The sequence below is a fragment of the Thermococcus fumicolans genome, assembly GCF_055386755.1.
The window spans coordinates 1,914,448-1,935,089 of record NZ_AP042424.1 but is presented as its reverse complement, the minus strand read 5'-3'; the positions used below and the strand labels follow the sequence as shown (position 1 = coordinate 1,935,089).

The 20,642-nt window shown below is 56.7% G+C and carries 21 protein-coding genes and 2 tRNA genes; 13 read left to right on the top strand and 10 right to left on the bottom strand.

What is annotated here, in order from left to right; translation table 11 throughout:
* The 4 genes from ACZ5AM_RS10915 to ACZ5AM_RS10900 all read right to left on the bottom strand — a co-directional run bounded on the left by ACZ5AM_RS10915 (position 1) and on the right by ACZ5AM_RS10900 (position 4,291).
* Positions 1–1,167: a thiolase domain-containing protein gene (locus ACZ5AM_RS10915; RefSeq protein ID WP_464914946.1), complete on the bottom strand. Its 1,167-nt coding sequence runs from the start codon at positions 1,165–1,167 to the stop codon at positions 1–3.
* A gap of 10 nt (positions 1,168–1,177) precedes the next feature.
* Positions 1,178–2,230: a hydroxymethylglutaryl-CoA synthase gene (locus ACZ5AM_RS10910; RefSeq protein WP_464914945.1), complete on the bottom strand. Its 1,053-nt coding sequence runs from the start codon at positions 2,228–2,230 to the stop codon at positions 1,178–1,180.
* A gap of 118 nt (positions 2,231–2,348) precedes the next feature.
* On the bottom strand, positions 2,349–3,029 hold the full coding sequence (locus ACZ5AM_RS10905; protein ID WP_464914944.1) for a fibrillarin-like rRNA/tRNA 2'-O-methyltransferase: 681 nt from the start codon (positions 3,027–3,029) through the stop codon (positions 2,349–2,351).
* 5 nt (positions 3,030–3,034) lie between these two features.
* Positions 3,035–4,291, bottom strand: a complete 1,257-nt coding sequence (locus tag ACZ5AM_RS10900; RefSeq protein ID WP_464916165.1) for a C/D box methylation guide ribonucleoprotein complex aNOP56 subunit — start codon at positions 4,289–4,291, stop codon at positions 3,035–3,037.
* A 106-nt stretch (positions 4,292–4,397) separates the two neighbouring features.
* Between ACZ5AM_RS10900 and ACZ5AM_RS10895 the strand changes: the two genes are divergently transcribed.
* A complete protein-coding gene (locus tag ACZ5AM_RS10895; RefSeq protein ID WP_464916164.1) occupies positions 4,398–5,465 on the top strand; it encodes an SPOUT family RNA methylase in 1,068 nt (355 codons plus the stop codon).
* A gap of 91 nt (positions 5,466–5,556) precedes the next feature.
* On the opposite strand, the gene ACZ5AM_RS10890 is transcribed toward ACZ5AM_RS10895, so the two are convergent.
* Together ACZ5AM_RS10890 and ACZ5AM_RS10885 are read right to left on the bottom strand one after the other, a co-directional pair.
* Complete coding sequence (locus ACZ5AM_RS10890; RefSeq protein WP_464914943.1) at positions 5,557–6,279, bottom strand: DUF92 domain-containing protein; 723 nt, start codon at positions 6,277–6,279, stop codon at positions 5,557–5,559.
* A gap of 141 nt (positions 6,280–6,420) precedes the next feature.
* On the bottom strand, positions 6,421–6,876 hold the full coding sequence (locus ACZ5AM_RS10885; protein ID WP_464916163.1) for an Lrp/AsnC family transcriptional regulator: 456 nt from the start codon (positions 6,874–6,876) through the stop codon (positions 6,421–6,423).
* A gap of 288 nt (positions 6,877–7,164) precedes the next feature.
* Between ACZ5AM_RS10885 and ACZ5AM_RS10880 the strand changes: the two genes are divergently transcribed.
* Complete coding sequence (locus ACZ5AM_RS10880; protein ID WP_464914942.1) at positions 7,165–8,202, top strand: hypothetical protein; 1,038 nt, start codon at positions 7,165–7,167, stop codon at positions 8,200–8,202.
* A gap of 6 nt (positions 8,203–8,208) precedes the next feature.
* Here ACZ5AM_RS10880 and lonB read toward each other — a convergent pair whose 3' ends face one another.
* Positions 8,209–11,526 carry an ATP-dependent protease LonB gene (gene lonB / locus ACZ5AM_RS10875; RefSeq protein WP_464914941.1) on the bottom strand — a complete coding sequence of 1,106 codons (3,318 nt, stop codon included), beginning with the start codon at positions 11,524–11,526 and terminating at the stop codon, positions 8,209–8,211.
* A gap of 130 nt (positions 11,527–11,656) precedes the next feature.
* Here lonB and ACZ5AM_RS10870 point away from each other — a divergent pair, with 130 nt between their 5' ends.
* The 4 genes from ACZ5AM_RS10870 to ACZ5AM_RS10855 all read left to right on the top strand — a co-directional run bounded on the left by ACZ5AM_RS10870 (position 11,657) and on the right by ACZ5AM_RS10855 (position 13,775).
* Positions 11,657–12,454: a DUF2666 domain-containing protein gene (locus tag ACZ5AM_RS10870; protein ID WP_464916162.1), complete on the top strand. Its 798-nt coding sequence runs from the start codon at positions 11,657–11,659 to the stop codon at positions 12,452–12,454.
* 61 nt (positions 12,455–12,515) lie between these two features.
* The gene (locus tag ACZ5AM_RS10865) at positions 12,516–12,899 is read left to right on the top strand and encodes a Rid family detoxifying hydrolase (RefSeq protein WP_464914940.1); all 384 of its coding nucleotides are present in this window, start codon (positions 12,516–12,518) and stop codon (positions 12,897–12,899) included.
* A 26-nt stretch (positions 12,900–12,925) separates the two neighbouring features.
* Positions 12,926–13,300, top strand: a complete 375-nt coding sequence (locus ACZ5AM_RS10860; protein WP_464914939.1) for a Mov34/MPN/PAD-1 family protein — start codon at positions 12,926–12,928, stop codon at positions 13,298–13,300.
* Between the two features lie 49 nt (positions 13,301–13,349).
* The gene (locus ACZ5AM_RS10855) at positions 13,350–13,775 is read left to right on the top strand and encodes a metal-dependent transcriptional regulator (RefSeq protein ID WP_464916161.1); all 426 of its coding nucleotides are present in this window, start codon (positions 13,350–13,352) and stop codon (positions 13,773–13,775) included.
* A 31-nt stretch (positions 13,776–13,806) separates the two neighbouring features.
* On the opposite strand, the gene ACZ5AM_RS10850 is transcribed toward ACZ5AM_RS10855, so the two are convergent.
* On the bottom strand, positions 13,807–15,141 hold the full coding sequence (locus ACZ5AM_RS10850; RefSeq protein WP_464914938.1) for an NCS2 family permease: 1,335 nt from the start codon (positions 15,139–15,141) through the stop codon (positions 13,807–13,809).
* 239 nt (positions 15,142–15,380) lie between these two features.
* Between ACZ5AM_RS10850 and ACZ5AM_RS10845 the strand changes: the two genes are divergently transcribed.
* Genes ACZ5AM_RS10845 through ACZ5AM_RS10835 form a run of 3 tightly spaced genes read left to right on the top strand, consistent with a single transcriptional unit; the run spans position 15,381 to position 17,111 of the window.
* Complete coding sequence (locus tag ACZ5AM_RS10845) at positions 15,381–15,686, top strand: Gar1/Naf1 family protein (protein ID WP_464914937.1); 306 nt, start codon at positions 15,381–15,383, stop codon at positions 15,684–15,686.
* A 6-nt stretch (positions 15,687–15,692) separates the two neighbouring features.
* A complete protein-coding gene (locus ACZ5AM_RS10840; RefSeq protein ID WP_464914936.1) occupies positions 15,693–16,604 on the top strand; it encodes a transcription initiation factor IIB in 912 nt (303 codons plus the stop codon).
* Between the two features lie 12 nt (positions 16,605–16,616).
* Entirely contained in the window at positions 16,617–17,111 is a 495-nt protein-coding gene (locus ACZ5AM_RS10835; RefSeq protein ID WP_464914935.1) for a YfcE family phosphodiesterase, read from the top strand.
* Positions 17,112–17,134: 23 nt separating this feature from the next.
* Here ACZ5AM_RS10835 and hpkB read toward each other — a convergent pair whose 3' ends face one another.
* Complete coding sequence (gene hpkB, locus ACZ5AM_RS10830; RefSeq protein ID WP_088858788.1) at positions 17,135–17,338, bottom strand: archaeal histone HpkB; 204 nt, start codon at positions 17,336–17,338, stop codon at positions 17,135–17,137.
* A 194-nt stretch (positions 17,339–17,532) separates the two neighbouring features.
* Positions 17,533–17,706: a class III signal peptide-containing protein gene (locus ACZ5AM_RS10825; RefSeq protein WP_464914934.1), complete on the bottom strand. Its 174-nt coding sequence runs from the start codon at positions 17,704–17,706 to the stop codon at positions 17,533–17,535.
* A 111-nt stretch (positions 17,707–17,817) separates the two neighbouring features.
* Between ACZ5AM_RS10825 and ACZ5AM_RS10820 the strand changes: the two genes are divergently transcribed.
* The 4 genes from ACZ5AM_RS10820 to ACZ5AM_RS10805 all read left to right on the top strand — a co-directional run bounded on the left by ACZ5AM_RS10820 (position 17,818) and on the right by ACZ5AM_RS10805 (position 20,613).
* Positions 17,818–18,417, top strand: coding sequence for an RNA ligase partner protein (locus ACZ5AM_RS10820; protein ID WP_464916160.1), 600 nt, complete (start codon positions 17,818–17,820; stop codon positions 18,415–18,417).
* A 26-nt stretch (positions 18,418–18,443) separates the two neighbouring features.
* Positions 18,444–18,520 (top strand) — tRNA-Thr (locus ACZ5AM_RS10815).
* A 9-nt stretch (positions 18,521–18,529) separates the two neighbouring features.
* A tRNA-Pro gene (locus tag ACZ5AM_RS10810) sits at positions 18,530–18,607 on the top strand.
* Between the two features lie 131 nt (positions 18,608–18,738).
* Complete coding sequence (locus ACZ5AM_RS10805) at positions 18,739–20,613, top strand: ABC transporter substrate-binding protein (RefSeq protein WP_464916159.1); 1,875 nt, start codon at positions 18,739–18,741, stop codon at positions 20,611–20,613.
* Positions 20,614–20,642 lie beyond the last annotated feature (29 nt).

Below are 20,642 nucleotides of genomic sequence, written 5' to 3'. Positions count from 1 at the left end.
TCAGACCCTCCTAAACACGTTGACCGTTATGTTCGAGCCGGTACCACCTATGTTCTGGGTCAGGCCGATTTCAGCATCGGGCACCTGTACTCCCTCGGGGGCCTCGCCGCGAAGCTGGAGTACTGCCTCGACCGTCTGGTAGACACCGGTCGCTCCGACCGGGTGGCCCCTGCTCTTCAGTCCGCCCATGGTCTGTATCGGGTAGTCACCGTCTATCGCTATCTGGCCCTCCTTGGCGAGCATCGCGCCCTTGCCCTTCTCGGCAACACCGAGGGCCTCTAGGCTGAGCGCCGCCATGACGGTGAAGGCATCATGAACCTCGAAGAAGTCGATGTCCTTTGCCGTAACGCCGGCCATCTTGTAGGCCCTCTCTGCTGCAACCTTGGCCGCGGTTAGGGTGAGGAACTCCTTCCTGTTGGCCAGGTTTATGGTGTCTATGGCCCTTCCCATTCCGGCTATCTCCACCCACCTCTCCTTGGGAACGCCGAGTTCCTTCGCCTTCTCGGGAGTGGTGATTATTACAGCGGCCGCGCCATCGCAGACAGGGGAAGCGTCGAAGAGCTTGAGCGGGTCGGCAACGTAGGGACTCTTCATCACGGTCTCAACGGTTATCGGCCTCTTGAACATCGCGTAGGGGTTTTTAGCTCCATTCGCGTGGGCGTTGACCGCGAAGAGAGCTAAATCCTCCTCGGTGTAGCCGTACTCCTTCATGTAAAGGCGCATGATGAGCGCGTTGAGGGCGACGAAGCTCGCTCCGTGGAAGAGCTCCCAGTCCGCGTCGGCGGCATAAGCTAAATAGCGCGTCGCGTCGCTCGGCCAGGCATCCGTCATCTTCTCGACGCCGACGACGGCGACGACGTCTTCCAGCCCGCTGAGAACGGCCTTTGCACCCTCCTGGACAGCGGCTCCACCGCTGGCGCATGCCGCTTCGACCTTAACGGCCGGTATGTGTCCCAAACCAGCCCAGTCCGCTATGAGCGCACCGAGGTTCTCCTGCTCGACGAAGGAGCCAGATGCCATGTTTCCGACGTAGAGCGAATCGACCTCCTCGATTCCAGCGTCGTCCATCGCGTTGAGCAGAGCTTCGACGGCCATGTCCCTCAGGGGCTTCCTCCAGTGCTCACCAACCGGAACCATCCCGGCACCGATTATGACGGCCTTCCTCATTTTGACCACCTCACAGTATGTACTTCCTCCTCGCCTTCGCGTAGAGGGCGTAGTCGATGTACTTCTTCCTCTCCACGTAGTCCCTCGTCTTCGGAGCAAGGTCGCGCTTCTCCTCTATGGCATCCTGCACAACGACGCTGAAGGCGTCGCTTCCGGCTCCTGAACCGAAGGAGACCCAGAGAATCCTGTCGCCGGGCTTGGCTATGTCGAGAACGGCTGAAACACCGACCATCGTGGCGCCGCTGTAGGTGTTGCCGATTATCCCCGTGAGGAGGCCGGGGAGAACCTTCTCCTTTGGGATTCCAAGGATTTTGGCCGCTGTGAGCGGGAACTTGACGTTGGGCTGGTGGAATACCGCGTAGTCAAAATCGCTTGGCGAATAGCCGAGCTCCTCCATCAGGGTTTTAGCTGCAGTGATGACGTGGTGGAAGTAGGCCGGCTCGCCGGTGAAGCGGTTGCCGTGCCTTGGGTAGTGCTCGTGCTGGCGCCTCCAGAAGTCCGGCGTGTCGGTAACGTAGGAGTAGCTCGCCTCGAAGTATGCAACTGTCTCGGAGCTCTTCGGGCCGACTATGAAGGCCGCTCCTCCTGCTCCCGCCGTAAACTCGAGGTGGTCGCCGGGCCTTCCCTGGGCGGTGTCCGCTCCGATTGCCATCGCGTAGTCGGCCATTCCCGAGCCGACGAAGCCTATCGCAGTTTGGAGGGCCTCCGTTCCGGCCTTGCAGGCGAACTCGAAGTCCGCCGTGCTGACATCAGGCGTCGCCCCAATCGCCTCCGCTATGACAGTACCCGTGGGCTTGACCGCGTAGGGCTTGCTCTCGCTTCCGAACCAGACGGCACGGATGAGCTTGGGGTCTATCCTGGCCCTCTTGAGAGCGTTTCTTGCCGCTTCAAGTCCTATCGTGAGCGCGTCCTCGTCGAGACCCGGCACGGCTTTTTCCTCGATCGGGAAGCTTGAGACCCCCCAAACGCGTCCTATCTCTTCCGCCTTGATTCTATACATCGGGACGTAGGCTCCGTAGCCCACGATACCAACCTCACGGTTTGGCCTCAGGAGTTTTCCCATTGGGCACCACCTACAAAAGTTGAACATAACTTCGCCTAAGGTTCAGGGGGGAGTTATAAAAGTCTTTCGGTAAAAGTGAAAGGGCTTTTCGACGATAGGCGATAAAAGGGGAAAGGGCTCAAGGCTTCCTGACAACAAAGAGAGCGTGGTCCTTCTCGTAGGGCTCGAGGCTTAAGCGTTCAACGACCTCGAAGTAGCTTGCGAGCTCCTTCTCGACCTCCCTGAAGACCTGCTCTGGCTCCTTCGTCACGTCGATGCTCCTGCTCTTGACTGATATCATGCCGTAGCCACCGCTCTTGAGGAAGACCTTGGCGTTGTCTATCAAGATCTTCGCCTGCGTTGGCTGGGCAACGTCCTCGAAGATGACGTCGACCTTCGGAACCAGAGCGCGGTAGCCCTCGGGCTTGGTCGCGTCGCCGAGTATGGGCACGATGTTCCTCCTCTCCTCGACGAGGGGGACGAGCTCCCTAAGGACCCTCGGTGAGAACTCCACTCCAAAGACCTTGCCCTCCCAGCCGACTATGTCGCTGACGTGAGATGCTGTAGTTCCGCTCGCGACACCGAGGTAGAGGACGGTTGAACCCGGCCTTATCGGGAAGTTCTTGAGGCCGTTGAGTATAGCCGCAGCCAACTTCGACCTGCTCGGGTTCCATATCCTGTACTCCTCGCCCTCCGCCTTTATTAACCTCTCGCCGTAGACCTTCTGGCCTGGAACCAAGTTTTTAGTCGCGATCTTCTCGCTCCCGTCCTCGTCGATGAAGACGTAAACGCCCGGGAACCTGTGCTTCTTAATCCTCATCCCAATCACCTCTTGTTCTTAGCCTTCTTTTTCTTTCCGCCTTTCTCCCTCTTGCCCTTGGCCTTCTCCTTCTTCTCGAACTTCTTGCCCTTCTTCTTGCCTTTGGCCTTCTTCTTTTTCTTGGCCGGCTTTGCCTTCCTCTTCGGCGGGTTCGGGTACTTCTGCTTTATCTCCTGGATGCGCTGCTCTATCTCCTGCTTCAGCTCCTCGGCTATGTACTCGCCGGAGAAGTAGTCAACGCGCGCCGCTATGGCGAGCTTGCCTGCCAAAGCCCTCGCGATCTTACCCCTCTGCCACCAGGGCGAGCGGTTTATAGCTGGATACTGGAAGATGACGCCGTGCTTGGGCGGCTTGGCACCTGTCCTCAAGTGCCTGAAGAGGGCTTTCTCGGCCCCGAGAACCTGGATCGTCGATGCCGGCATCATGGCAAGCTCCCTGAGGCCGCCGGCGAGGCTCATCAACCTAGCGGCAAGCTTCGCCCCGACGAGGGCCTTGAGGTTAGGTGCAACCTCGTCCATCGCCGTCTCGAGGTAGTCCTCTATCTGCCTCCTGAGCTTGTAGAGGTCGCTTATCTCGCCCGCGAGCTTCCTGATGATATCCTCGTCGAACTTGCCGAGCGGTGCACCCATCGACTTCTCCGCAGCTTTGAGGATCTTCTCCACCTTAGCGTCGGGGAGGCCGAGCGACTTAAGCCTCTCCTCGGTGGCGTTCTCCCTAGAGCCCACCGCGCTCACGAAGGCCACGTACTGCTCGTGCTTGGGTAAGATCTCGTCCAGTTCCGGAAAGTGGAGGCCGTACCACTCCCTCAGGCGGGAGACGAGTAAATTCACGACCTTGTCGATGTCGTCGAGCGCTTCAATGGCCTGGATTATCATCTTGTCCCTTGCTCCGCTCTGCTCCTGTATGCGGAGTCTCGTTAAGGCCACTCCCACGTTGAAGTACTCGTCAAACCATCCTCCGCCTAGGAACTCCCCCGGGTTCGCGCGGAGCTTCTCCCCGGCTATGTTTGGAAACTCCGCCGTCGCGCTGTAGCCGAGCTCCTTGAGGTTCCTCGCGAGCTCCGTGTCCTCAACTATGAACTCGGTGTAGCCTTTCTCACTCAGTTCGTCGATAAGCCTGATGAGCTCATCAACGGGTTCTCCCTTCAGGAGTTTGTCAAGGCTCGCTTCCGGTTTTTTGGCAAAGGGCTTGCTCTCAATGAGGTTACCGTCCCCGTCAAAGGCGTAGATACCCCTGACGTTTTCAGCGATGTAAGCTTTCATCGTCATCACCCTACACCCCTTTGCAATGGTTGTATAAAAGCTTATAGCTTTTCGGGGATTCTAAAGGCCTATAAACCCCTCCGTTGATGGGTGGGTGGTGTTCGGTATGGGGGATGCGAGGAAGTTCATAGTGAAAACCCAGAGGGGGATGGAGAGGGTAGCGGCCAGTTACATCGGCGAAGCCCTCCCCGGTTCTAAAGTTTGGGCGTCTCCAATGGGTTATTCTGGGCTCGTTGTGGTTGAGAGCGACGATGAAAACTCGATGGAGAAAATCCTTGAGATCCCCGAGGTGGAGCGCGTTATCCCGGTTCTGGTCGAGGTTCCAGCTGAGCTCGAGGCGATAGTGAGCGCCGCCGAGAAGGTAGCTCCGCTTATCGGCGAGAACGAGACCTTTGCGGTTAAAACAAAGAGGCGCGGGAAGCACGGCTTCTCAAGTCTTGACGTCAACAGGAACCTCGGTGCAAAGGTTCAGGAGCTCACCGGGGCCGATGTGAACCTGAGCTGGCCTGACAAGGTGGTTCAGGTCGAGATCATCGGCGATAGAGCTTATATCGCGGTCGTTCCGGGTGAGGAGTTCAGGAAGTTCACTCCGGACAAGATCGACGCCAGGAAACTCTTCCGCAAGCTGACGATAGTCCAGATGCCCTACTGGGGCGACTACAAGGCCTGCCGCTCCTTTGGCGAGAAGATAGGCAGGGCTGCCCAGGCTTTTGAAGTCAAGGAGCTCATAATTGCGCCAAAGGAGAAGATGGACGCCTTCGAGCTGGCGGAGTTCATAAAGGGCGTGAGGATCGGCCAGGAGAGCAGGCATCAGATCCAGAGGGAGGCCTACCCCTGGAAGGTGGAGAAGGTTCCCGTTTCAGTTTGGGATCTCTACCAAGTGGCCCGGGACAAGAGGGGGAGCAAGAGGCTGCTCATAATCACCGACCCCAAGGGCCCGACGCTATCGGAGGTTAAGGATAAACTCGCGAGGGACATGTTCTACGCGAAGGAAGTCGTCGTCTTCGTTGGGTCCCGCGAGGGAATCCCGCGCGGCCTCTTCCGCTTCGCCGACTACGTAGTTGACCTCGCACCCTACATGACCTTTGCAACTGAGCACGGCATTCCAGCGGCCTTGGTCTCGCTCTGGGAGGTCTATGAGGAGTATCTAAGGGGCAGGGAGGAGAAGGAGTGAGCTCCCGTTTCTCCTCTCGTTTTTGGCCGGCGTCAGACCCTAAGGTCGTCCTCACCGCTCGGGAATCCGCCGTAGTCATCATCCGCCTGCGTCAAACGGCTAAGATGTAGAAGAGGATCGCTCCCGCAAGGCCTCCGAGCAGGCTCGCTAGGAAGTTGGTGGAGTTGTTGTCGGTTATTCCCATGTTCTCGAGGGTGGCCCCTATGAGGCTGTCCAGGTTGACCCCTATGAACCCCCCGAGGGTTATAGCTGCAACCATCGGGATCTTGTAGGCCGTTAGGGGGAGGGCGAAGGGGGCTATCACGAGGGATCCGAGCAATGCGAAGGCCTCGCCTGCGAGGGAGATCCCGCCGTTGGTTCCGGGCTTGACGGGTTTGAGGTTCGTTATGAGCCTTGGCCTTTTCCCGTGGATCTTCCCGAGCTCGCTCGCGAGGGTGTCCCCGTTGACGGTGGCTATTGCCGAGAAGGTAGCGGCCCAGAACGTGTCCTGCCGGGTTATCCCCTCGATTATAAGGAACAGGAGAACGGCAAGCCCGTTGCCCAGGACGTTCCCCACTCCCCTCGTCTTCTCGTTCTTTGACGAAAAGCCGAGGCGAACCTTCTCCTCGAAGCGGTACTTGGTGGCGAGAACCCCGAGGATCAGGAATACCAGCAGGGCCAGGAAGGTGTAGATACCGCCCATGTACAGCACGGCGAAACCGAGAACGGTTGAGAGCAGGGCTCCCCCCCTGTCGAGGGCCCTGAACTTGTAGGCGGCTATTCCCATCAGTGGGGTCAGGATTCCAGCGATGAGTGAATGGATGATATTCTGCATCACTGCCACCCCTTGGGCCTGAATGGAACCGCTTGATTAGACCTCCGTTTGTTGGACTGATGCTGAGTAATCCTTTATTACTCTTTCCGTCGACTATCGACGAACCCCATGAAGAAAGGTGGCGAATTAAGAATAGAGGGTTCAGAAAAGCTCGTACTTGCAGGTCTCTGTGAGGAAGGTCACGTCCATGTGCTCTATACCGGGCATGGCCTTGGATATGCCCTCTATTATTTCCTGTATCTCCTTCATGTCCTTGGGGGCGATCACGTGAACCACGAGGTTGTGGGTCCCGAGGGCCTTCTGAATTATAACCACGTGCTTGTTCTCCTTCAGCCTCTCGACGACTTCATCGATGTCGGTCCCGGCCTTCAGGGTTATGCCAAGCAGGATGTGGGAGTAGCCCAGGAGGTCGAAGTTTGGAACAACCGTGTACCTCTGAATGACCCCCATGCGCTCTAGTTTGTCCATCCTGCGGGAGATCCTCTGCCTGGTCGTTCCGAGCTTCTCTGCGAGCTCCTTGTACGTCATCCTCGCGTTCTTCGAGAGGAGCTCAATTATCTTGAGGTCTATCGGGTCAATTTTAGCTCTACCCATCATGTCGTACCCCTCCAATGGTATCACATCATACTAAACCCGGTGGCGGTTATAAGATTTTCGGAAAATTTTCAATATATTGGCCTCGTCTTACTTTTGGTGTTCCATAACGTTACAAAGTTTGACAGATATCTTCGTTTTGTTGAGGAATGTCCATGTCATTATGCACTGAAATTACAAGGTAATTATGTCGGAAAAACTTTATTAAGTCGGGTATTACTTTTAAACTTCGTAACAATGGGGATTGCGAAACCCTTAAATCTCGGTGATGGTATCCCTGACGGTGATACCATGCGCAGGGTCACGGGAATAGCTCAAATCGAACCCGAAAACCTAAATTCTGTTATTGATGGCCTGTCGCCTGGCCTGTATCTGATAAAAGCCAACGGGAAGCCGGTTCTACTGGTAGACGGAACGGGAAGGAGGTTTCCCCTCGTGGAGGGGCTTTCGGGTGTTCTTCTGAACGTCGAGATTCATGAACTGGACAGGTTCGAGTTCCTCGACTTTCTTGCAGGCTCTGCTTCAAAGTCTGGGCCCCTTGGAGTCCCTAATTCCGTATCATTCTCCTACTCGACCCGTTTCTCTGGTATGCCACCCTCGCTGTCCCTCAGGGTTGAGGGGTCAGTTGGGCGGATCGTTAAGCGGGCTTACTCAAGGGGTATTGCGCTGGAATCCCTCGAAATCTCGTGCGTCCTAAGACAGGGGGTAACAGGGAGGGACATCCTTAAGGTCACGGCCAATGCCAGGGGCTATGCCACGGTAGACGCCCCCGAAGTCCATCTCAAGAGGATTGTCTCGGAGATAATCTCGAGGGAGACAGGTTTTGAGGTGAGGGCCGTTGTCAGGGGGGATTTTGTGAGGGTGGAGGATCTCCCGATGATGAGGGCCAACGTGACCGGAATAGCCGTCGGCGGCGGGGAGATAGTTGAGATCCCGCTTCAGAGGGACAGCACTGGGGTGGGCAGAGTAAGGCTTGACCGCAACGCCCTGGAGCGTGAGGTGGAGAGGATACTGAGCGAGGCCGGAATAGGGGAGATTGCCGAAAACCTCAGGGACACAAAGGCACGTGGCGAGGTTTCCTTAGGGGAGGCTGCGTCAGTGGTCCGTGATTCCCTTTCATCCCTGAAGGGGGTTACTACTATTACGGTGAACCTTATGCCTGGTTCGGACGGTTACAAGGCTGTACTGCGCGTTAAGAGGGACAGAAAGCTCTCAACCGGCACTCTGGTCTCAATGGTCTCGGATGCACTTAAGTCCGCCCAGGGCAAGATCAGGGCCAGGGGGTTGATGGTCGAGCTTGAGAAGGCGTACTTGATAATAGAAGAATGAAAGGGCTCAGGTCCTCCCCAGCGGGAGGCTCTCCCTTATCTTCCTCAGCAGTTCCTCCTTTTTAGCCGAGTCGGCAAGCGCTATCTCGAGGACTTGATCTATGGTCTCCACTGGCACTATCCGTATTTTTGCCGCCTTGTCCGGGCTGAGGAAGACGTCCTTCTCGTTTGCCTTGGGTATTATAACGGTCTTTATGCCCGCTTCGATTGCGGCCTCGATCTTGGGCGTCGCTCCTCCTATCGGGAGCACCTCTCCGCGGACGCTTAGCGAACCTGTCATCGCGACGTCCTGTCTTATCGGTATCTCCTCAAGGGCTGAGATGACGGCAGTTGCAACGCTTATGCTGGCTGAATCGCCCTCAACGCCCTCGTAGGTCTGAAGGAACTGGACGTGGATGTCGTATCTGCTGATGTCCTCCCCCTTGTAGCGCTTTATTATCGCCGAAACGTTCTGGACTGCTTCTTTGGCGATCTCACCGAGCTTTCCGGTGACGATTATCTTGCCCTCCTCCTTGCTCGCCGCTGGGGCGACGACGGCCTCGATCGGGAGCACTATACCGCTCTGCTCCCCTATAACCGCCAGACCGTTGACCCTTCCGATCTCACCGCCCTCCGTTTTTATGACCTGGTACTCCTTTTTGTTCTCTATGTACCAGTCCGCCAGCTGCTTCTCCAGGGGCTTTGCGACCCTCATGGCTTCAAGAACGTCCTCCCTCTCGACCAGCTTTTTGCCCTTCTTGACGGCTATGTCGCCCGCGGCCCTCACTATACCGCCGAGGTCCCTGAGGCGGAGCGTGAGGTGGCCTTTCCTTCCGGCCCTCTTCTGGGCCTCCCTGACTATCTCCTCGACGGCTTCTCTGGTGAAGTGGGGAATCTTGCCGTCGCGCTTTACCTCCTGCGCAACGAACTGAACGAGCTTTCTCCTGTTCTCTATAGTGTCCGGCATCGTCGTCCTCATGTAGACCTCGTAACCGTAGCCCCTTATACGGGAGCGCAAAGCCGGGTGCATCTTGTCGACGGTATCTAGGTTCCCCGCCGCGACTAGGATGAAGTCACACGGCACCGGCTCAGTCCTCACCATGGCACCGCTCGACAGCTCGCTCTGGCCAGTTATCGGGAACTTCTTCTCCTGCATGGCCGTGAGAAGGCTCTGCTGCATTTTCAGGCTCAGCGTGGCTATCTCATCTATGAACAGAACGCCCTTGTGGGCGCGGTGTATCATCCCCGGCTCAACGCGCTCGTGGGCCGGCGTTCCAAGGCCACCGGAGTTCTTGACGAAGAGGCCGTTGGCGAGCAGGTTGCCCTTCTCCGTGGTGAGGTTGTACGTTACTTCCACTTCCTCCCAGGTCTCTACGAAGGCTCTCCTCTCGCCCCTGAGGATTGATTCAAACCTTTCCCTGAGCTCGTCGAGCCTCTCGGCGTGCCGTGAGTTTTCTGCATTCTCAAGGTACCTTCTCACTTCCTCCAAGAACTTGGCCTTCTTTGCGGGAGAGAGGGTTACCGGCACGAACTCGAGGAAGGTCAGGACGTTGTCCACTGACTGGGAGAGGATTAGCCTGACCTTGTGCTTGCCCTTAGCTTCGTCAACCCGTACCTTTGCTTCGATGCCGAAGAGGCCGAGGTGCCAGGCAATTTCCTCGAAGAAGGGCACCTTCTTCTCGGGTTCATCCGTCAGCTGTGCTATTTCGAGGGTCCCTTTGAACTTTATCCCGTCAGTGTAACGGGCAAACCTCGGGACGCTACCGTCGCCGCTGTAGAGGCCGTCGAAGAAGGCCAGGAACAGCGAGGGCCTGAGCTTAACCCACCACGGGAGTTGGAGCTTCACCTTCGTCTTGTTCCCAACTGGAGCGCCCAGGGCGACGAAGAACCTTATTATCCTCCTGTCCCATGTCCTGAAGAGAACGCTTCTTCCCCTTGCCTCGCGGTTATCTTTAATTTCGTAGTTGAACTCGCCGAAGAGCTCCCTGAGTATTCCCGCGAACCTTTCGACGGCTTCCCTTTCGCTGGAGACGAAGCTGAGCGTGTTGAGGTTTCTATCTACGTTGCCATCGCTGAAGAGGGCACCCATGATGAGGGCGACTTTCTCAAGTCTCTCATCATCGCTCGTGAGGGGGAGTAATCTAAGGCTCCTGAGCTCGTCCGCCATCCTCAGGGACTTCGGCTTTGCCCCGCTCTCCCACCAGCGGAGCGTGCTGGCCTTTATGCCGAGCTCCTTGGAGGCCTTTTTGTAGCCATGACCGGTCCTCTCGTGGTGCTCTTTCCAGCGGAGGTAATCCCTCAGCTTCCCTTCCTCGCCGTAGGTCCTCGCTATCGTGAACTCGTCGAGAACGGTCACTGGAACCCTTATGAGGCCGTCCTTCTCCGTTATCTCGCCTGCTTCTCTAAGTCCCTCCTCAGTGTAGACCTTGTGGTCCGGTGTCAGGGCGAACCAGTAGTCCTTCTCCAGGTTCACAACCCTTCTCAGCCTCTGCTTTCCGACCCTCTTGTTGGCGTAGAGGAGCTTTGTGAAGCCGTCCCTGGTGAGCACCTCGACGTTCTCGTCCCTGAAGTCGTGGTAAACAACCCTGACCTCGCCGTCCATTCCCTCGCCGGATGGGTTCCTAAGAGCGTTCTCAACGAAGTCCTTGAGCTTTAGAGCCTTTACCTCGCCGTTTTCCCTGATTACAACGCTCTCCTCTCCGCTAAAGCACTGGAAGGGGTCGTGTCTTACGTCTCCGAGCAGTGCGCCTGCATGGGCCCCAGTCGCGTCGACGAACGGGGCCTTCCTCCTTCCGCAGTTGTCCACGAGGAGCTTGGGAACGAGCACGCTGGTTCTCATCCTCATGTTGGAGAGGACCATCATGGTGAGGATTATCACGAAGAGCCCCATCAGGAAGTTGGTCGTGCTGTAGTCTATCATGATCGCCATCATGACCATGAAGACCACTGCGAGGAGGAGGTAGGACTTGACGTTCTCCTGGCTTTTGGCCTTCTCCCTGTACTTCTCGACTATCCTCTTGCCCTGACACGCCGGGACGGTCTTTATCCTCGGCATGTTCTCGTCTTCCGGATTCGGAAAGACCAGTACGTCCTCGAGGTTCTCGGTCGGGAGTAGCTCGGCCATTGCCTGGCCCAGCATGGACTTTCCGGTGCCGGGCTCGCCTATGAGGAGGACGTGTCTCCTCTGGCCGGCGGCGGTCTTTATGACTTCAACGGCGTGCTCCTGCCCTATGACCTGATCGATGAGCTTTTCGGGTACTTTTATCTCCTCTGTGGTCGAGAACTCGATGCCCAGATCCAAGGTCTCACCGTTCTGGCTGGAGGTGACGGGTTTCCCATCCTCCATGTGCATCCCTCTTAAGCTCGGTTCTCACACTGATGGTGGATATCCGGGCCGGCTTATAACTTTATCCTCCCTGAACCCCCTGGAGGAAAAGCTAAAATACCCGGGGATCTAGGTTCCTCTGGTGGAGATGATGCCGAGGGGTGTGGAAGATCACGTGATGTTTACTGCGAGGCACGGCAGCTGGAAGGTAGGGGATAAGTTGCTCGACATGGACGATAGGGCCAAGGTTGCCCACTTCCTGGCGATGGTTTCCAACACTGTCAACTCGAAGATCCCCGAGTACCTCACGGGGGTCATGAACGTCGCTGGTATAATGAGCCTGGCCGAGGAGCTGGCGAAGGACGATCTTACGAAGGCGGTCGTTTCCCTCAAGTCCCCCGGGACTTCCAGAAAGCTGGGTGCTCTCGTCTTTGAGGACGATAAAAAGCTCAAGAAGCTCCTCGTGGAGGTGGCCAAGGCAGTCCTAGTCAGGATGACGCTCTCGAAGTTCGTCCCCGTCACCTACCCTGAGGGGGAGCTGGGGGAGGTCAAGGTCGTCTTCCCCTTCCCTGAGGACCACGTTAACTTCACGGCCAAGCACGGGAAGTGGATAGTTGTTAAGAGGCTCATAATAGACGACGCGACGCCTATGGTCGACGTCGCGAGGCTTTTGGCCAGCATAAACGAGACGACGACCCTTAAGATACCCGCCTATGCCGATATGGACGTTGAGGGTATTGGTGACTGGTTCGGAGGCTTTAAGAAGGTCAAGAAGTCCGAGATCCCGGCTGTTGTCGAGAAATACCTGCACTTCCAGCCTTCGTCCTTTGCCTCGGCGGAGTTCGAAGGGCACGCGAGGGTTTACGCCCTCAGGAAGGCGCTCGAGGTTGTGGGCCTTTCCCTGGACGTGCCGGCCAAGAGCCTGGAGAAGTACCTTGAGAAGAAATGATGAGGCCGAGGACACCCGAGGGGAACCGATGAGGAGTCTTCGCTTCGCTGAGGTGGTGAAAATGGAGAAGAAATTGGTGGCTCCTTCGAACGCCCCCGCCCCGGTCGGGCCGTACAGCCCGGGGATCCTGGCCTCCGGGAGGTTCCTCTTCGTCTCTGGCCAGATCCCACTCGACCCCGCGACCGGAAAGCTCGTTGAGGGTAGCTTTGAGGATAAGGCCAGACAGGCACTGAGAAACCTCCTCTCGGTAGTTGAAGGCGCTGGGGGGAGCGCGGACAACGTGGTGAAGGTTACCGTGTACCTCAGGGATATCGGCAAGTACGGTGAGTTCAACAGGGTCTACTCTGAGTTTTTCGGCGAATCCAAACCTGCCAGAGTGGTCGTCGAGGTTTCAAACCTTCCTAAAGGCGTTGACCTTGAGGTGGAGGCCATAGCGGTGCTCTGATTCCCAATTTTTTGAAGGTGAAACCCTTGGCCGTCAAAGTGAGGATCCGCGAGGAGCTTTTGGACTATCTCCTTGAACTATCCAGGGACTTCTACCCGAACGAGTTCGCGGGGTTTCTAAGGGAGAAAGACGGTGTTTTAGAGGAGGTCTTAATAGCCCCCGGTGGCCATTTCGGTCCAACGTCTGCCTTCTTCAACACCTGGCTCCTGCCCTTGGACGAGGGGATAAGGGGAACCGTCCACTCGCACCCTGACCACGTGTGCCACCCATCATCGCAGGATCTGTGGTTCTTCTCCAAGTTCGGAGGCTTTCACCTGATAATATGCTACCCCTATTCGCGGGAAGACGTGAGGGCATACGACAGCGAGGGCAAACCCGTGGGGATCGAGGTTGTCCCATAACCCGAAAACTACTTAAACATTTTTGGCCATCCTAACACAGGTGAGGTCGTTGGAGGTAAGCAAGCGCGAAGAGGAGTACCTCGAGACCATGTACCTCCTCCACAAGAACAAGGGCATCATACGCGTGAAGGATATAGCCAGGATGATGAAGGTCAAGCCCCCCAGCGTCGTCGATGCCCTGAAGAAGCTCAGCGAGAAGGGCCTGGTTGAATACGAGAAGTACGACAGGATTCTCCTGACCGATAGGGGCCGGGAGATCGCCGAGAAGACCTACGCAAAGCACCAGCTCCTCACCAAGTTCTTCGTCGAGATACTCGGTATTCCCCCAGACGTTGCCGAGCAGGACGCCTGTCAGTTCGAGCACTACGTCCACGAGATTACCGTTAGGAGGATGAGGGAGTTCGCCGAGTTCGTGAGGGAGCAGTGCCCCTACGTCATAAAGCAGTTCGTTAAGGAGAAGCTTGAGGAAGGCTGATTCTTAGCCGCTGATTTAAAAATAAAATGATTCAAAAGGCGCCCCCGAGGTAGGCGAAGTAGGCCACGAACACCAGCGCGAGGATCCACATCAGGGGGTGTACGTCCCTCCACTCCCCCCTGAAGGCTTTTATCACCGTGTAGCTTATGAAGCCCAGCCCTATTCCGACGGAGATGGAGTACGTGAAGGGTATCGACATCACTATCAAGAAAGCGGGGATCGCCTCGGCTGGATCGCTGAAGTCGACTTCCTTTATGGTGCTCATCATGTAGTAGCCCACTATGACCAGGGCTGGGGCCGTCGCGAAGGCTGGGATCGCCTGGGCCAGCGGCGCTATGAAGAGGCCTATCCCGAGGAAGAGCAACCCGACAACGAGCGACGTCATCCCGGTTCTTCCGCCCTCCTCTATTCCGGCCGCGCTTTCTATGTACGTGGTCACAGTGGACGTCCCGAGGAGTGCCCCCAGGGTCGTTCCAATGGCGTCCGTGAGGAGAACCTTCTCCGCATCTGGAACCTTCCCCTCCTTTGTGAGGTATCCGGCCTTGGCACTCAGTCCAGTAACCGTTCCGAGGGTATCGAAGAAGTCCACCATGAAGAAGGCGAATATGACTCCGAGTGCCCCGACGTTGAGGAGACCTTTGAGGTCGAGCTTTAGGAAGGTGTAGCTTATGTCTGGGGTGGAAAACAGGTGGCTGGGCCACGGGGCGGCGCCGGTTATCCATCCGAGCACCGCGGTTGTGAGTATCGATATCAGCAGGGCCCCCTTAACGCGGTAGCTTATGAGGATCGCCGTCAGGAAGAGTCCAAAGAAGAAGAGCAGGCCGGGTTTGCTTATCAGCATGTGGTAGTTCAGCTCCGTGAACTGGAGAACGCCGTTGGTTGTGACTCCGTTTATTAAACCAACGTCGTTGAGGCCTATGAAGGTCAGGAACAGTCCTATTCCAGCCCCGACCGCGTACTTCTGGCTTATCGGGATGGCATGAATTACCGCGCTCCTGACCTTGGTGACGCTCAGGACGATGAAGATCAACCCCTCGACGAAGACCGCCGCGAGCGCGACGCGCCAGTCGTAGCCCATTCCGAGGACAACGCTGTAGGTGAAGTAGCCGTTCAGCCCCATTCCCGGCGCGAGGGCGAAGGGCTTCTTGGCGTAGAGACCCATGATTATCGTTGTTATGCCCGCCGCGAGGGCCGTAACGGCGACCAGTGAATCAAAAGCCTTTGGTCCCATGGCCTTGCTCAGTATTATGGGGTTCACGATGAGGATGTAGGCCATCGTCATGAAGGTCGTGATCCCCGCCACTACCTCGGTTCTCATGTCGGTTCCGTACCTATCGAACTCGAAGTAATCCTCAAACCAACCCATCGTGGCACCTCCTTTCTTGACTGGTCCATGGTGAAAATTAGGTTTTTTAAAGCTTTTTTTGACATGTACTTGTTAAAACCGGGGACCTCCCTGGGGGCCTCCGTCGGTGCATCAAAATGGGTCTGTCTAAAATCTGATTCTAGGGCTCTTCTCAATAAAAGCCTTTCGGAAACCACCGAAAGCTTTATAAGGCAAATAGGCGAAAACTTTAAAAGGAGATGTCCTTTTGGGGTGGGGCTATGAGGAAGCTGGGCAGGGTTTCTCACTATGCAAAGCAGGGGTTTCTCATACTGAGAACGGGTTGGGTACCCAATCTTAACGATCGCGTCGTTGACAAGGATCTTAACATGGTCGGCGTTGTCAAGGATGTTTTTGGTCCTGTTAAGGCCCCTTACGTCGCTGTGAAGCCCCGGGTCAGGAACCCGGAGGAGTACGTTGGTGCCGTTCTGTACGTCGATACCAGGAAAAAGCGGGAAGGGAAGGCCAGGCCCCCTCGCGGGAGAAGGCATCCCAAGCGACGCCCCACCCCCAAGAAGAGGGGGTGAGAACCTTTGGCTGATAAGAGGGTGTGTCCCGTTTGCGGTTCGACCGAGTTCTTCTACGACCGGACTAGGGGTGAACTCGTCTGCAGGGTCTGCGGCTACGTTCTCGAGGAAAACATCATTGATGAGGGTCCTGAGTGGCGCGCTTTTGACCCGGATCAGAGGGCAAGGCGCGCGAGAACCGGCGCGCCGATGACTTTGATGATCCACGATAAGGGCCTCTCCACGGACATAGACTGGCGCGACAAGGACATCCACGGCAACCAGATAACGGGCATGTACCGGAGCAAGCTCAGACGCTTAAGGATGTGGCAGAGGAGGATGAGGATAAACGACGCGGCCGAGAGGAACCTCGCCTTTGCCCTCAGCGAGCTCGACAGGATGGCGGCCCAGATGCGCCTCCCACGCCGCGTCAAGGAAGCCGCCGCCGCGCTCTACAGGAAGGCCGTTATGAAGAAGCTCATCCGGGGAAGGTCGATAGAGGGCATGGTTTCGGCAGCTTTATACGCCGCCTGCAGGATGGAGGGCATACCTAGAACCCTGGACGAGATCGCAAGGGTCTCCAAGGTCACCAAGAAGGAGATAGGGAGGAGCTACCGCTTTATGGCGAGGGGTCTGAACCTCAACCTCCGGCCGACGAGCCCGATAGACTACGTTGACCGCTTTGGCGACGCCCTGGGCGTTAGCTCGAGGACGAAGAAGAGGGCCAAGGATATCCTCCAGGAGGCCATAAGGCGCGGGATAACCAGCGGCAAGGGCCCCACCGGTCTGGCCGCCGCGGCCCTCTACGTGGCCTCCCTGCTTGAGGGCGAGAAGAAGACCCAGCGCGAGGTGGCCGAGGTCGCCCACGTCACAGAGGTCACGGTGAGGAACAGGTACAAGGAGCTCGTCGAGAAGCTTGACATAAAGGTCCCGATCTGAGGTGGTTTCGTTTTGAGGGTTGTTCTCGTCAGCGACACCCACGTGGGGGACAAAGCCTCCGCCCTTCCTCCAATCCTTTTGGAGAAAATCGCCGCTGAAAAGCCGGACTACATCCTACACGCCGGCGACGTTACCGACGGTTCGGTTCTTGAGGAGCTCGAGGACATAGCCCCCACCCTGGCCGTCAGGGGAAACGCCGACGGACTTTCCCTGCCCGAGGAGGAGGTTCTGGAAGTGGGGGGGTTTAGGATAGGCCTTCTCCACGGACACCAGTTTTTCAGCCTGAACAGCTACTTCCTGGCGTTGAAGGCCATTGACATGGGCGTTGACGTTCTCGTATTCGGGCACACCCACAGGTTCTACCACGATGTTGCATCGGTACACGGAAGAAAGGTGCACCTGATAAACCCGGGATCCCCGGTTTTTCCCCGGTACGACCACCCGTCCTTCGCGGTTCTGAAGCTGGAAGGAGAAGAGCCCGCCGTGAAGAGGGTAACGCTCTGGTAAAACTGGAAAGAAAAGGAAGGACTTCAGCTCCTGATGGCGAGCTTTATGTCCTCGGCCTTGACGGTCTTCCTGCCGGCGTGGTGAGCGAGCTCGACGGCCTTCTTGGCAATCTCTATGGCCTTCTCCTCAAGGTGCTCGGCGAGAACCTTGGCGGCCTCCTCGCTGACGCGCGGAGCACCGGCCTTCCTTATAAGCCTGTCAACTGGGGCAATCGGCAACTCGGCCATTTCTTACACCTCCATCAAGTGGTTTGAATTGCCACTGCAGTCTATTTTAGGCGTGAAGGAATATATAAACTTTTCGGAAACGGCCGCCTCTTCGTCCCGTAATCTTGGATTTGATACGTTGGACGTTCCGATTGATGGAACCAAGTTTTGTCCCATGGGAGGAGATCGAGAAAAAGTGCTGACGCTGATGACTCTCATCCGCTGCTCGCAAGCTGTTGTATGTACTCGGCGAGGTTCTCCGAGCTCTGGTTTATTGTTCGTGCCGCCTGCTCTGCCGCCTGCTTGACGTACCTTATGACTATGAGCACCATCGTGAGGGCTAGGGCGATCATCATGAGGTACTCTATCGCCGCCTGCCCCCTTCTCATGCCCTTCACCTGTTACGTTTTTACGCATGTTGTTCACTTAAACCTTTGGGGGATCTTCAAAAACCGGCTAACGTTTTAAACTCGGGCGCCGCAGAATATCTAGTGGTCGGCATGAGGTTCGTCCTCGATACGAGCATCTTCGTTAACCCCGAGATACGGTCGGCCTTTGGAGACACCCCAACCGAGGCCATGAAGATCTTCCTGAACTACGCTGCGAGGCTTTTCGGCAGAGTGGAGTTCTACATGCCGCCCGGGATCTACAGGGAGGTCATGAACTTCGTTGAGGAGGAAGAGGTCTCCCCCGAGCTGGAGCTCTACATAATAAGGAAACCCCCCAACGTCCACGACATCAGGATACCTGCCTTCGTCGTCTACGAGCTCATAGACGACATACGGCGGAGGATAGACAAGGGCCTCCGCGTTGCCGAGAAGGCCGTTCGCGAGAGCGTCATCGAGACGGACAACGTTGACAGGATAATCCAGAAGCTCAGGAGGAACTACCGAAAGGCGCTGAGGGAGGGGATAGTTGACAGCAAGGAGGACTTTGAACTAATTCTCCTCGCGAAAGAGCTCGACGCCACGATAGTCTCGGCCGACGTTGGTATACTAACGTGGGCCCAGAAGATGGGGATAAAGTGGATCGACGCCGCTAAATTCAGGGACGTTCTTGAGGGTCTCGTTGAGAAGCTCAACCAAGAGAAAAATTTATAAAGCCTCCCCTTCATCGTATCATCGACGCCCCGGTGGCTCAGCCTGGTGGAGCGGCCGCTTGGTAAGCGGCAGGTCGCGGGTTCAAACCCCGCCCGGGGCTCCAACTTCTTGGGGGGCCGTGGGGTAGCTTGGCCTATCCTTCCGGCTTCGGGAGCCGGGGACCCGAGTTCAAATCTCGGCGGCCCCACCATTAACTCTCTGATTGGCTTTTGGTGGTTTTGTGGTGACTTTGGAGCTTTTCCCTGGATCTGGAGAATTTATCCAAAAGCTTATATACCCGTGCGTTTTTCAATAACTGGACAAATAATCCAGGTGGTGCACATGAGGAAGGTGCTCTTCGTTGTGATAACCCTGCTCCTTCTGGGGGCGGTTTTTGCGGCCGGTTGCATTGGGGGCGGAAACGGGGGTGAAAAGACTTCCTCTTCCCCGACGAAAACGACGCCCACTCCAACCGCATCCTCTACTGCCGAAACCAGCGGAACGACCACCTCTTCCGCGGCACCCACGACAACTACGTCCGTCTCCTACTACCCAATAACGGTCCGCGATTCCCTCAACAGGACGGTAGAGATTAAAGCCGAGCCCCGGAGGGTAGTTACCCTCTCCCCGGCCATAACCGAGGACCTATACTACCTTGGCCTCTTCGACAGGGTCGTTGGTGTTACCGACTACGACGACTTTCCGCAGGGGGTCACGAACGTAACCCGCGTCGGCGGCTACGGTAAGTACGCCAACCTAGAGGTCATCGCCAGCCTCAACCCTGACCTCATAATAGCAGACACGTACTCCCAGGGGATTCTCGATAAGCTTGAGGAGATAGCGCCCGTTGTGGTGCTGAGGTCTCATAGTATTCAGGATATAGCGGACAACCTCAAACTACTTGGAAAGATCTTCAACAGGGAAGGGAAGGCGAGAGAGGAGATTTCCACCTTTAAATCGCAACTAGGGGAGATAAGCTCGGCCGTTTCGTCTGAGCCAAAGGTTAAGGTCTTCTACGTTACTTGGAACAATCCCCTGATGAGCGTCGGAGGCGACGCCTTCATAAGCGAGCTCATAACCCTCGCGGGGGGCGTCAACGTGTTCAACGACACCACCGGCTGGCCCACCGTGAGCGTGGAGCAGGTCATAGCGAGGGATCCGGAGGTTATAATCCTCACCCCCCACTGCGGCATGAGCGTTGAGGAGGCCTATAGCAAGTTCTCGGGAACTTCTGCGGCCAAGAATGGTCGGATATACATGATCGAAAACGAGAACGACCTCATCCACCCGAGCCCGAGGCTGGTCAAGGGCCTCGAGGTTCTGGCCAAACTCCTCCACCCGGATGCCTTTGAGGAGAAGTACCCGATGACGGTAACGGACTTCGCGAACAGGACGGTTACCATAGAGAAAGAGCCCAGCAGGATAGTCTCCCTGGCCCCGAGCATAACGGAGACGCTGTTCTACATAGGGGCCGGCGACAAGCTCGTTGGCGTGACCCAGTGGGCTGACTGGCCTCCCGCGGTGAGGAACATCACCCGCGTCGGCGGCTACGGTAAGTACGCCAATCTTGAAAAGATAGCCGCACTGAACCCGGACCTCATAATAGCCGACGATTACTCCATGTCAATACTCGACAAGCTGGAGCAGATTGCCCCCGTTGTGATAGTTGCCCCCAAGAGCATTGACGGTATCTACCGGCAGATAGAACTTCTCGGAGAGATAACCAACAGGAAGGAGGCCGCTGAGCTCGTTATCGGAGAGATGAAGGGTACGATCTCCTACGTGCAGTCCACGGTAGCCAACCTGTCGAGACCCAGGGTGTTCTTCATCCTGAGCTACTACCAGGGCTACTGGACGGCCGGGAAGGGCACTTTCATGGACAGCGTCATAAGCCTCGCCGGGGGTAGAAACGTCTTCAACGACACCACTGGGTGGGTCAAGGTGAGCGACGAGCAGATAATAGCCAGAGACCCGCAGGTCATAGTGATCCTCCCAACAGCTGGTATAAACGCTACCCAGCTCTGCACTGGCCCCCTGGCAGAGACGGAGGCGGTTAAGTCCGGCAGGGTCTACGTGGCCTCTGATCCCAACATCTACCAGAGGCCCGGCCCGAGGATAGCCCTGGCCGTTGAGGAGATGGCCGAGTTCCTCCACCCGAGCGCCTTCGACATGACCTTCAACTCCACGACCTGCGCGGTTTCAAGTTCCAGCGGTTGACGGGTTCTCCTTTTATTTTCCGAAATCTA